This is a genomic window from Diaphorobacter sp. LR2014-1 (assembly GCF_002916785.1).
GTDB lineage: Bacteria > Pseudomonadota > Gammaproteobacteria > Burkholderiales > Burkholderiaceae_C > Diaphorobacter > Diaphorobacter nitroreducens.
On record NZ_MTBE01000023.1, the window covers coordinates 57,715 to 70,212 of the forward strand.

General features: G+C 65.0%; 10 protein-coding genes. All 10 read left to right on the forward strand.

All coding sequences use genetic code 11. The features are described 5' to 3' along the window. Nucleotides 1-45: 45 nt before the first annotated feature. Nucleotides 46-2,022 carry a TonB-dependent receptor gene (locus BV908_RS15190; RefSeq protein WP_172751395.1) on the forward strand — a complete coding sequence of 659 codons (1,977 nt, stop codon included), beginning with the start codon at nt 46-48 and terminating at the stop codon, nt 2,020-2,022. 11 nt (nt 2,023-2,033) lie between these two features. Then, a complete protein-coding gene (locus BV908_RS15195) occupies nt 2,034-2,975 on the forward strand; it encodes an ABC transporter substrate binding protein (protein WP_103738562.1) in 942 nt (313 codons plus the stop codon). After that, nucleotides 2,972-4,999, forward strand: coding sequence for an ATP-binding protein (locus BV908_RS15200; protein WP_103738563.1), 2,028 nt, complete (start codon nt 2,972-2,974; stop codon nt 4,997-4,999). The genes BV908_RS15195 and BV908_RS15200 overlap by 4 nt, the downstream gene beginning before the upstream one ends. A gap of 31 nt (nt 5,000-5,030) precedes the next feature. Further along, nucleotides 5,031-5,708 carry a response regulator transcription factor gene (locus BV908_RS15205; RefSeq protein WP_146052265.1) on the forward strand — a complete coding sequence of 226 codons (678 nt, stop codon included), beginning with the start codon at nt 5,031-5,033 and terminating at the stop codon, nt 5,706-5,708. 42 nt (nt 5,709-5,750) lie between these two features. Further along, the gene (locus BV908_RS15210; protein ID WP_172751396.1) at nt 5,751-6,794 is read left to right on the forward strand and encodes a glycosyltransferase; all 1,044 of its coding nucleotides are present in this window, start codon (nt 5,751-5,753) and stop codon (nt 6,792-6,794) included. Nucleotides 6,795-6,811: 17 nt separating this feature from the next. Next, nucleotides 6,812-7,933 carry an acyltransferase gene (locus tag BV908_RS15215; RefSeq protein WP_103738565.1) on the forward strand — a complete coding sequence of 374 codons (1,122 nt, stop codon included), beginning with the start codon at nt 6,812-6,814 and terminating at the stop codon, nt 7,931-7,933. Between the two features lie 286 nt (nt 7,934-8,219). Beyond that, nucleotides 8,220-11,069: a hypothetical protein gene (locus BV908_RS15220; RefSeq protein WP_103738566.1), complete on the forward strand. Its 2,850-nt coding sequence runs from the start codon at nt 8,220-8,222 to the stop codon at nt 11,067-11,069. A 288-nt stretch (nt 11,070-11,357) separates the two neighbouring features. Beyond that, nucleotides 11,358-11,555 carry a hypothetical protein gene (locus BV908_RS22480; protein ID WP_172751397.1) on the forward strand — a complete coding sequence of 66 codons (198 nt, stop codon included), beginning with the start codon at nt 11,358-11,360 and terminating at the stop codon, nt 11,553-11,555. Between the two features lie 27 nt (nt 11,556-11,582). After that, entirely contained in the window at nt 11,583-12,131 is a 549-nt protein-coding gene (locus BV908_RS15225; protein WP_246867521.1) for a transposase, read from the forward strand. Nucleotides 12,132-12,249: 118 nt separating this feature from the next. Then, nucleotides 12,250-12,486 carry a DUF4160 domain-containing protein gene (locus BV908_RS15230; protein ID WP_103738567.1) on the forward strand — a complete coding sequence of 79 codons (237 nt, stop codon included), beginning with the start codon at nt 12,250-12,252 and terminating at the stop codon, nt 12,484-12,486. Nucleotides 12,487-12,498: the final 12 nt, after the last annotated feature.

The following is a 12,498-nucleotide window of genomic DNA, read 5'->3' on the forward strand; positions in this document are numbered from 1 at the left end:
TAAGCAAGGTCGTATGTCAATACCTGCCTGATTCCTGGATCCATCGTGAAGTATTTCCGAGTGTCTCGCCGCAGCCTGCCTGCAGGGTGTGCCTGCATCGTTCTGAGTACCGGCGTGACCCTGGCGGCCCAGGCCGACGAACTGGGCTACGAGCTGTCGGAGCGGGACTACCTGAGCGAGATACCGCACATCTACTCCGCCTCGCGGCTGCCGCAGCAGCTGGAAGACGCCGCCGGCGCGCTCACCGTGCTCGATCGCGAATTCATCCGCCTGACGGGCGCGCGCGAGCTGACGGAAGTGTTTCGCTGGGTGCCCGGCTTCCAGGTGGCCACCTCGGCCGGGGGGCGCTCCGTGGTGGCCTACCACGGGCTGTCGGGGCAGATATCGCAGCGCATGCAGGTCTATGTGGACGGCCGCTCGGTGTATGCCCCCTACCTGTTTGGCGGGGTCGACTGGAGCGCCCTGAGCGTGCCCCTCGACGAGATCGAGCGCATCGAAATCCAGCGCGGCTCCAACTCCGTCACCTATGGCGCCAACGCCTTTTTGGGGGTCATCCACATCGTCACGCGCGCCGCCGCGCAGAGCGTGGGGGTGCGGGCCGAGGTCGTGCAGGGCAGCGCCGGCGTGGCCGACCGGCACATCCGCTGGGGGCATGCGCAGCCCGCAGCGCAGTGGCGGATTGCCGCCGGTCAGCGCTCGGACGACGGCCTGGCCGGGCGTCCCGACGGTTACCGCACCAACTACCTCGACCTGCGCGCCGAATTCCAGCCCTCCAGTTCCCAGGAATGGTCCATCACCTCCGGCATCACCCGCGGCCACCTGGGTATCGGCTTCGAAGGGCGTGCGGGCGACCCCGAGCGCACCGAAGTCGCCGAGTCCGCATCGTTTCAGGCCCGCTACCGCCAGACGGTTGATCCGGGGCAAGAGTGGAGCCTGACCCTGTCCTCCACCCATGACAGCGGAGACGACAGTTTCGAAATCCCCCTGCTCGACAGCGATGCTCTGCACATCGACGGGCGCCGACGAGCCAACCGTTACGCGCTCGACTACCAGCATTTCAAAGACTTCTCATCGCAATGGCGTGCCTCCTGGGGGCTGGGCTACCGGCAGGAAAGGGTCACCTCGTCGCAGCTGTTCAACACCAGCAGCCCTCAAACCAACACGTCATCGTCGGCCTTTCTCAACGCAGAATGGAAACCCTCCGCGCACTGGACCCTGAACCTGGGCAGCCTCATTGAGCGCGACAGTTATGCCCCAGCGCAATGGGCGCCCCGGCTGGCCATCAACTGGAAACCGACGAGCCAGCACACCCTCAAGCTGGGCTACTCATCAGCCTTTCGCACCCCCAGTCTTTTTGAACAACGCGCTGATTGGCGCATCGTCAGCGAAGGCAAAACGCTGGACATCCGCTATCTGTCCAGCGGCGGGCTATTGCCTGAGCGGGTGAACGCCTGGGACCTCGTCTACCTGGGCCAATGGCGCGAGCATGGCCTCACGCTGGACGCCAGACTGTTCCAGGAAAAACTCTCGCGCATCATCACTGGCCGCCTGGTCCTGCTGCCAGCGATCGCCACCGACATTCCAAACGCCACGGCCTATGACCTGCGCAACAACGCCTCGGCAACCAACCGAGGCATTGAATACCAGCTGAGCTGGCGCCCCGCCCGCGGCACCATCGTCAGTTGGAACCAATACTTCGCCCGGCCCCAGGCCTCGCCCGATGTCATCGCAGAGACCATCGCGCGGCGCAGCACGGGCTTGCTGGTCTCGCATGCCTGGTCCAACGGGTGGTCCACGGGGCTCTCCTACTCCAGTGTGAGCCCCGTGCGCTGGCTGGGCGAAACCACGCAGGCAGGCTCGCAACGATTTGCCTCCCTGCGCGTTGCGCGCTCCTTTCGCTTCAATGACTCCAGCATGAACGTCGCCGTCCGATGGCGCCAGCCCCTGGGGCAATCCGATGAATTCCGCGAGCTGCAACGCGAGCTGCGCAAAGTGTGGGTTTCCGTGAGCGTGGAATACTGAGGCGCACGAATGTGACCCGCACCATCGTCACCACCATGCTCAGGTATGCCATGGGCACCGCAGGGGTGCTTTTATGCCTTTGCGCGCAGGCAAACACCCTGGGCATCGTCACCAGCGGCCAAGGTGCGGCCTACGAAGAGTTCGTCGAAGCCGTGCGCACCGAACTCAAATCCGTGCCGGGCCTCAAAATCCAGCTGCTCGCACCCGGCGCCGAAGGCGCAGCCGCGCGCCTGCCCGACGACACCTTCATGGTGCTGGCCGTCGGGGTGCAGGCCACGCGCACAACCCTTGCCGCCCAGGCCGAAAGCCGTTGGCCCCTGCTGAGCGTCATGGTGCCCCGCACCTCCTTTGATGCATTGAGTCCGGTCCCGCGCAACGCGCGCCGCATCTCCGCCATCTACATCGACCAGCCGCCGCAGCGCCAGCTGGAGCTGATACGAATATTGCTGCCAACTGCCCGCAAGATCGCCCTGGTAGTGGGGCCCACCAACCAGCGCGACCTCGACGCCCTGCGCACGCTGGCCACCGCCAAGGGCCTGGCGCTGGTCACGGAGAAGGCCGCGCGCGACACCGAGCTGTACCCGGCGCTCCAGTCCGTCCTGAGGTCCTCGGACGTGCTGCTGGCGCTGCCAGACCCCTACGTCATCAACGTATCCACCGCGCAAAACCTGCTGCTCACCGCCTTCCGGTTCCGGGTGCCGGTCATCGGCTACTCGGCCGCCTACGTGCGCGCCGGGGCGCTGGCCGCGGCCTACAGCACACCGCGCCAGATCGGGCAGGAGGCGGCCCAGGTGGCGCGCCAGTTGTGGCGCGGCGGGGCCTTGCCCACGCCCCGCTATCCGCGCAACTTCAGCATCGCCATCAACCGGCCGCTGGCCGAGAGCCTGGGGCTCAACCTGCCCGACGAGGCCGCGGTGCAGCAGCGCCTGCAAGCGCTGGAGAGCAGCGAATGACGCCTGGGCGCATCGCCGCGCGCCTGCTGCACCCGCTGGCGTGGCACCGCATGGACCTGCGCGGGCGCCTGATGTGGCTGGCCATGTTCCCGGTGCTGGTGTTTGCGGTGGTCTGGGGCAGCTACGTGATCCGCCAGCGCGACGCCGACCTGGCGGCGCAGCTGCAGCAGCGCGCCCAGCTGCTGGCGCGGCAACTGGCGGTGGCGGCGGACTACGGCATCTTCTCCTTCAACCAGGCGGCGCTGGACAACATCGCCCTGGGCGTGCTGCGCGAATCCTCGGTGATCTCGGCCACCATCATCGCTGCTGACGGGCGGGTGCTGGCCACCCGCCATGCGCCCGCCCAGGGCCAGGCCATCCCCCCCGGCCAGCTGCAGGCCATGCTGGAGGCCTCCAGGCGTGGCGGCGGGGGCGGGGTCAGCGAACACAATGCGCACTGGGTGGCCCACCTGGAGCCGGTGCGCACCCCCTTGCTGGACGTCGACGACCTGCCCGAGGCGGCGCATCCCCAGCGCCACGCCCCCCCGCAAGGCCATGTGATCGTGCAAGTGAGCACGCGCAGCATCCGCACCGAGTTGTTCGACTTCGGGCTGCGCGTCATGGTGCTGCTGGCGGGGGTGCTGCTCAGCGGCTGGGTCATGGCGCGCCGCATCAGCACCAGCCTCGACCAGCGCATCCAGGCCGTGGTGCAGGCGGCGCAAAAAATCGGCGCGGGCCATATCGGCATCCGGCTGCCCGCCAGCGCCATCCCCTCGTTCGCACGTCTGTCGCAGGACATCAACGGCATGGCCGAACAACTCGAACAGTCGCGCCAACGGCTGGAGCAGCGCGTCCTCGAGGCCACCCAGGCCCTGCGCGAGCAGCGCGATGCCGCCGAGCAGGCCAACCGCGACAAGACCCGGTTCCTGGCCGCCGCCAGCCACGACCTGCGCCAGCCCATGCACGCCCTGAACCTGCTGCTGGAGGCCCTGAAGCAGGAAAGCCGTAGTGACGAGCGCGCCAGGCTGCTGGAGCGCATCGAGGCCAGCAGCCAGGCCATGAGCGCGCTGCTCGACGCCCTGCTCGACATCTCGCGGCTGGACGCCGGCACCGTGCGCCTGCAGCGCGCCCCGCTGCAGCTGCAGCCCCTGCTGCTGCGCCTGCGCGACACCTACGAGCGCCAGGCCGAGCGCAAGGGCATTGCGCTGGTCATCCACGGCTCGCAGGCCTGCGTGCGCAGCGACCCCCTGCTGCTGGAGCGCATCCTGGGCAACTTCCTCTCCAACGCCCTGCGCTACACCCCGCCGGGAGGTTGCGTGCTGCTGGCCGTGCGCCTGCGCGGCGCGCACTGCGTGATCCAGGTCCGCGACAACGGCCCCGGCATCGCGCCCGACGAACAGGCGGCCGTGTTCCAGGAATTCGTGCAGCTGCACAACCCGCAAAGAGACCGCAGCCAGGGGCTGGGGCTCGGCCTGGCCATCGTCCAGCGCCTGGCCCGGCTGCTCGACCACCCCGTGGGCGTGCGCTCCTGCCTGGGGCACGGAGCCACCTTCCACATCCAGCTGCCCCGCTGCGAAGTCGCGCCCCCGGCGGCGCCCGGCGTGCCGCCGCCGCACGGCGCGTCCACGCCGGCATCGCCCGGCCTGGAGGGCTGCCGCATCCTTCTCGTGGAAGACGATGCCCTGGTGCGCGACGGCTACGCGCGCCTGCTGCAGCTGTGGGGGGGCGAGGCCCGCGTCCACGCCAACGCCGACGCGGTGCTCGCCGCCCTGGGCCAGGACGGCTGGCGCCCGCACCTCATCGTCACCGATCACCGCCTTGGCGGCGCGCTCAACGGCCGCCAGCTCATCGACGCGCTGCGCCGCCACTGGGCGGCCGAGCTGCCGGCGGTCATCCTGACCGGCGACACCGAAGACGCCGCGCTGGGCCAGTCGGGCACCGAGCGCCTGCGCGTGCTCTACAAACCCGTCAAGCCGGCAGAGCTGCGCCAGGTGCTGGTGCAGCTGTGGCGCGCCGGGGGCGCCGCCACCCCGCCCAGGGATTGACGGGCGCCGAGTGCCTGTAATATCGCGCCTCGTGAAGATCCTCATCGTTGACGACCATGGCCTTGTCCGGGAGGGCCTGCAAGCCATCCTCAGCCGCTCCGAGCTGCTCGCCGAGTGCGTGCAGGCGTGGGACGCCGCGTCGCTGTGGCAGCAGCTGGAGCAGCATGCCGACATCGACCTCGTGCTGATGGACATCCAGCTGCCCGATGTCAGCGGCCTGAGCCTGCTCGAAGAGCTCACGCAGCGGTTGCCGCAGCTGCCGGTGATCATGCTCTCCGCAGACCACGACGCCGGCATCGTCCACCATTCGCTGGAGCAGGGCGCACGTGGGTTCCTGCCCAAGTCGACGCTGAACCAGGTGCTGGTATCGGCCATTCGGCTCGTGGCCGCGGGGGGCGTCTACGTGCCGCCCGAGGCGCTGCAAAAGCCGGCCGCCCGCCCCGCCGCGGCCGGGCCCCAGGCCCCGGTCTCCATTGCGTCCCTGGGGTTCACCGCGCGGCAGACCGACGTGTTCCGGCTGCTGCTGCAAGGCCTGTCCAACAAGCAGATCTGCCGCGAACTCGACCTGGCGGAGCCCACCGTCAAGATCCATGTGCGCGGCATCCTGCGCACCCTGGGCGTGAGCAGCCGCGCCGAGGTGATCGCCAAATACGGCATGTTGAGCCCGTCTCCCTCCACGCCTCGGCAGGCCGCTGCCGCGGACCACTGAAGCAACCCCGTGCCCGGCATCCTGCGGGCCAGTCCGATGTCATTGTTTGCCCAACTTCTGCGGCGCCGCGCGCGCGCGCCCCTGGTCAGCGTGGTGGTGGCCAGCTACAACCACGCCCCCTTCGTGCAAGACTGCCTGCGCAGCGCGCTGAGCCAGGGCATCGACGACCTGGAAATCCTCGTCACCGACGACGGCTCCACCGACGCCACCGCCCAGCACGTCGCCGCCCTGGGCGACCCCCGCATCCACCTGCACGCCTTTGCGCAGAACCGCGGCGCCTGCCTGGCCATGAACGACGCCCTGCGCCGCTCGCGGGGCCGCTACATCGCCGTGCTCAATTCCGACGACCTGTTCCTGCCCGGCAAGCTGCGGCGCCAGATCGACTTCCTGGAGCACAACCCGCAGGTCGGCGCCGTCTTCGGCTGGCCCAGCTTCATCGACGAGCAGGGCCAGCCCTTCCACGACCCCGCGCACAAGGACCACGCCGTCTTCCACCAGCCCAACCGCGGCCGCCACCAATGGCTGCGCCACTTCTTCGACCAGGGCAACGCCCTGTGCCACCCCACGGCGCTGCTGCGCCGCGAGGTCTACCAGAACGTGGGCCTGTACGACCCCCGGCTGGCGCAGGTGCCCGACCTGGACCAATGGATACGCGTGTGCATGCGCTACGACATCCACGTGCTGCCCGAGCCGCTCACCGCGTTTCGCATCCGCAGCGGCCAGCAAAACGCCAGCGGCGCCCGGCCCGAGGTGGTGCGCCGCGACGCCTGGGAGCGTGCCGACGTTCTGCGCCACTACCTGCGCCTGCCCCCGGCGCAACTGCTGCAGGTGTTCCCCGAGTTCGCCGGCCAGGGCGCCGGCCAGGGCGCCAGCCTGGTCGAGCAGCTGGCCTGCCACGCCCTGGCCCTGGGCACGCCGTTTCACCAGCGCTTTGCGCTGCAGGCCTGGTTCGACGCCTTGCCCGCGGGCGGCCTGCTCGATGCGCCCGGCCCCGCCGCCGCGCCGCCGGCCGGCGGCGACCCCACCGCCTGGCGGCGCTACATCGCCGCCACCGCCGCCGCCAACCCCCACCGCATCGGCGGCTGACCGCCCCCCACGACCAGATGCAAACCACCCAGCACGCCTACCTCAGCCGCCTCGACCACCTGCGCTTCTTCGCCGCGGCGCTGGTGGTGCTGTTCCACTACTTCCATACCCAGGTGGGCGACCTGCGTTCGGGCAACCCGTTGGTCTCGCTGGTGGACGAGGGCCACACCGGCATCGCCCTGTTCATGGTGATCAGCGGGTTCATCTTCACCGTGATCGCCGGCGAACGGCACATCCACTACGGCGGCTTCATCAAGAACCGCGTGCTGCGCATTTACCCGCTGTTCGTCTTTGCCGTCTTCCTGCAGCTGTTCATCAGCACCTACAACGACCAGCGCAATTACGGGTTTTTACAGCTGCTGGGCTGGCTCATGCCCTTCCGCTCGGAAACCGTGCCCCTGTCGCCGTACTTCGTGCAACTGTGGACCATCTGGGTCGAGTTCCAGTTCTACCTGATCTTTCCCTTCCTGCTGGCCTTCAGCCGGCGCCACGGCAGCCGCTACCTCTGGGCCTGGCTGGGCCTGCTGGTGCTGGTGCGCGCCCTGGTGTACGCGGCCAGCGGCAGCGTGCGCTTCATCGCCTACGAAACCCTCTTCGGCCGGCTCGATCAGTTCATCATCGGCATGCTGCTCGCGCGCTTTTGGCAGGCGCTGCAGGCGCGGCAGGCGCGCGCCGCCCGGGCGGGCGGGGCGGTGGCGCCCCACCTCTCGCCGCTGTGGCTGGCGCTGGCGGGCCTGGCGCTGCTGCTGGGGCTGCATGCCTTCAGCCGCAAGGTGGGGTTTTCCGAACTGGCCAGCCCTGTGTGGATCATCTGGCCGGGGCTGGAGGCCGCCCTATGGGCCGTCTTCGTCGGGGTCTACCTGTGCACGCGCTGGCCGGGCCCGCAGGCGCTGCGCCAGCGCATCGACCGCGCGCTCGCGGCCCTGGGGGCCGTGAGCTTTTCCACCTATGTGCTGCACAACCTGGTGATCGCGGCCTACAACGCCCGGCTGCCGCCCCTGGCCACCGGCGCCGGCCCCGTGGCGGACGCCCTGGCCACCGGCGCCCTGCTGCTGCCGGCCGTGCTGGCCCTGTCGGCCATCACCTACCACCTTATCGAGCGCCCCTTCCTGGCGCTGCGCGGCGGCTACCTGAGCTGAGGTCCTGCAGGCAGCGCAGTGCGTTGTCAATATGCAACACAATCGGACTAATCCTTTGGGCTTAGTACACTCGATTTCATATAGGAGATGATGCTCCTAAGTTGTTGATTCGCAAGGAAAAAATCCGGCTGAAAAAGGGCGGCCGGAACCCGGGGGTGTAGTCGTGGAGCTAAGCCTTCCGGGGCGCAGGTGTTGCCAAATACTACCGATAGAATCATTCGGGTCGACGGGCGGGGAAGCCCCCCTCTTCGGTCGATTTTTTCAACGTTTGAAAGAGGCTTTTCCTATGACGTACTTCACCACCGGCGCTCAGCTGCAAGCAGCCCTGAACGCACTGCCCAACACCAAGACGGGCGACTTTGTCGCGTTCGACTCCTTCTTCTACGGTCAGCAATACATGGCTGACTACCAGGGCACCCTGTCGCCCATCGAGCACTTCGTGCAGATCGGTGCAGCCCGCGGCTACAAACCCAACGCCACGTTCGACTCCACCTACTACAAGAACGCGTTTGCCGACCTGAAGAACACCGACTTCAACGCCGCCGACCTGCTGTACCACTTCATGCAGTACGGCCTGGACGAAGGCCGCACGCCCAACGCCGCTCTGGCTACGTTCGACGGCACCGCCTACCTGGCCGCCAACCCCGATGTGGCCGCCTACGTGAACGCCAATCTGGCCCAGTTTGGCGGCAGCGCCACCAATGGTGCCTTGGCTCACTACGTCAAGTTCGGCGCTGCAGAAGGCCGCACGGCTCCGGGCACGTCGGTTTCTAACGGCCAGACCTTCATGCTCACTAATGGTGTGGATAACATCGTCGGCACCTCCGGCAATGACACCATCACCGCCACCAACGCTGCTGCTCCGAACACCGTTCTGGGTGGTTTGGACGTGGTCGATGGCGGCGCCGGCACCGACACCCTGTCGATTGCTGACACGCTGACCGCTGCTAATGCTGACTTCGCTCTGCCCGCAGGCTTCACCGTCAAGAATGTCGAGACCCTGAATGTCACTACCAATGGTGCAATCGGCACCTACGCTGCAGGCTCTGATGCTGGTGCATTCAACATCTCTACAATTTCGGGATTGACCTCTGCTACTTTTGTTGCGGCGGGTGCAGGTACGGGTACTGGCAGCGAAGTTACTGCTGCTGATACCACTGACGTTTCCTTGACTGTTGCGGGCAACAACGCTGCTGAAGTCAACGGCGGTAAGGCTGTAACCATCGTTTCTGGTGCGACCGGTACTGGCGTTACTGATGTCCAAGGTAAAGGCCTGACTTCTGTTTCCGTCAAGGGCGGTGGGGTCGTAACTATCGATAACCTGGGTGGTGCTGCTGGTACCACGACGTCCATTGGTACCACGATGACTGCCGTCACTCTGGACGGTGTTGCTGGTGCAGCCGCGGCCGTGAAGGGCGCAGCAGTTGATACCGTGACTGTCAAGAACCAAAAGACTGCACTGGCTACAACCGTTACTAACGGCACCTCGACTGCCCTGACGGTTAACGTTGATGGCGCTGGTTACGATGCTGCAGGTGCTGCTGTTGCTGGCGTTAGCGTTGCTGCAGGCGCTGCTGCAAAAACTATTACTGTCAATGCGACTGGTACCAAGAGCAACGTGATTGTTTCTGGTGCAGCTGCTACAACGCTGAACATCACTGGTTCCGCTGATCTGAACCTGGCTCAGGCGCCTTTGGCAACTGCCACCAAGATCGATGGCTCAGCTGCGACTGGTGGTCTGACACTCGGTACTCTGAACGCTGCTACCGTCAACGTGAGCACCGGTTCTGGCAAGGACAGCCTGACACTGTCTGCTACGGCCAAGGCTACCGTCAATACCGGCGCTGGCAATGACTCCGTGACCTTGGCGTCTGCCGTGGCTGCTGGCTCGACCATCAACCTCGGTGCTGGTGACGACAAGCTGCTGGTTTCCACTGGCTCTGTTGCTGCATCCACCGCTACCGCTGTGACCACCATCGATGCCGGCGACGGTACCGATACGGTCGCTGCCGCGCTGATTAATGCTGCCAACGCTGCTCAGTTCAAGAACTTCGAGAACATCGATGCTTCGGCGGCTGCTACTCTGGACGTAGAGCTGATGACGGGCTCAACCATCACTGGTCTGACCCTGACTGGTGGTACTGGCGGCGCAACGTTGAGCAATATCGCTGCTGGCGTTGGCTTGACCGTTTCCGGCTCCAACACTGGTACTACTACCATTGGTGTTAAGGGTGCGACCGCTGCTACTGCCACGGCTGATAGCTTTACCACGACCATTGCTGGTACGGCTGGCTCCACGGCTACTGCTCTGGCTCCCGACACCGTTGCAGCTGGCACCGTTGTGACTAACGGCGTAGAGTCCCTGAACGTGGTTTCGGGTGGCACGGGCTTCGTTGTCAACACTTTGGCTGTGACTGACAGTGCTCTGCAGACCCTGACCATCACCGGCGATAAGAAGCTGACTCTGACCTTCGTTGGAACCAACGGTACTGCCGTTACCGGCGCTACCGATACGGTTAACGGTGTCAAGTTGATCGATGGCTCCGCTGCTACTGGTGTGCTGGATATCAATACCACCAACGTGACCAACGTGGCTAACGCTGGCCTGACCGTGAAAACGGGCTCTGCAAAAGACGTGATCACCCTGGCTCAGAAGGCTACGGTTGATGCGGGCGCTGCCGATGACACCATCGTGTCTAGCGTTAAGGGTGGTACCTTCACCGGTGGTGCTGGCAACGATACTTTCAACCTGTCTGCAACTGGTATTGAGATCGGTGGCGCAACCACTGAGGCCGCTGGTGTCGTCAAAACTACTATTGCAGACCTGTCTGCTGGTGACGTGATCAAGTTCAGCACAGCTGCTTCGGCATTTGCTGGCACCAAGATTGCACTCAATGAGACGGTGACCACTCTTGATGCTGCTCTTGCTCTGGCCTCCAACAATACGACCGCTGGCCAGATCACGTGGTTCCAGTACGGTACCAATACCTATATCGTCGAGAACGCTGACGGTACCACGGGTATTGATGCTGCGATTGCAAGGACCGTTGGTGATGTCGTTGTCAAGCTGACCGGTCTGATTGACTTGTCGAACTCGACTTTCGACAACGCTGCAGACACGCTGACAATCGTTTAATCTCCACTAGGGGAAAGCCCCCGCGATGCGGGGGCTTAGCCGAAACAGAAATCGCCCCTTGGGAAACCTCGGGGCGTTTTTTTCGTCCTGCAGAAACTAAAAAACCCCTGCAACCGAAGTCGCAGGGGTTTCAATGGCTTTCACCTTACCCCAAGGCACCGTGAAGTGCCGAGGGGTGATCTCCGGGGGAGATTAGCCGATGGCAACCAGGTTAGCCGTAACAGCGCTTGCGCCGATTGCGGTAACACCGGTAACGCCGACCAACTCAACCACGGAGTCGCTTGCGCCTTGGTTGAACACGATCAGGGCATCAGCAGTACCGTCGCTGTTGCTGTCGTAAGCGAAAGCAACCGTGTCACCGGCGGTGCTGATGTTGGTCGCTACGTAAGACAGGACGTCAGCCAGGTTGGCTTCATTAACCGTCAGGGCAGTCGTGAAGCTGTCGATGTGGACGGGAATAAAAGGACACCCACTTTAGTTGCCTAAATAATCAGCACGCCCTACACTCACCCCATGACCCGCCCCCGCTGCGCCCTCGTTTCCCTGGCCGATACGCCCTGGTACCACGTTGTCAACCGCTGCGTGCGCCGCGCCTTCCTGTGCGGGCACGACGCGCACTCCGGTCAGGACTTTGAACACCGCCGTGGCTGGGTGGAAACGCGCATCCGTGAATTGGCCTCGGTCTTTGCCATCGACGTGGCAGCCTACGCCGTCATGAGCAACCACTACCACGTCGTGCTGCGCGTGGATGCAGCACGTGCCCGCGGCTGGAGCGATGAAGAGGTGCTGCGCCGCTGGACGCAGCTCTTCACCGGCCCCTTGCTGGTGCAGCAGTTCCTGCAGCCGCCGCAGCGCGCCCTGATGGGCCAGGCGCAACTCGAGCAGGTGCAAGCACTGGCGGACACCTACCGCGCCCGTCTGTTTGAACTGTCGTGGTTCATGCGCGTGCTCAACGAGTCGATTGCGCGCCAGGCCAATGCCGAAGACGGCGTGAAAGGCCGCTTTTGGGAGGGGCGCTTCAAGAGCCAGGCGCTGCTGGACGAGCAGGCCCGACGCGAATAAATAAAAGGACACCCACTTTAAATACAAAGGACACCCACTTTAGTTGCCTCAATCCGTAGCACTGCCTACACTGAGGCCGCATGCCCCGCCCCCGCTAAGCCTGCTGGCCAAACAACATATGCCAACAATTTTGAGAGTGGATGGATTTCGGTTCTATTTTTATAGCCACGAGCCGAACGAGCCGCCCCATGTGCATATCGACAAGGATGCAGCGACCGCCAAAGTGTGGTTACATGATGCGGCGGTTGCACGCAGCATGGGTTTCTCTGCACAAGATTTAAGCAAAATTCAACGGATGGTGAAAATTCACCAATCTTCTTTAAAGGAGGCATGGAATGCATTCTTTGGCACCTGAAACAGACGTGCG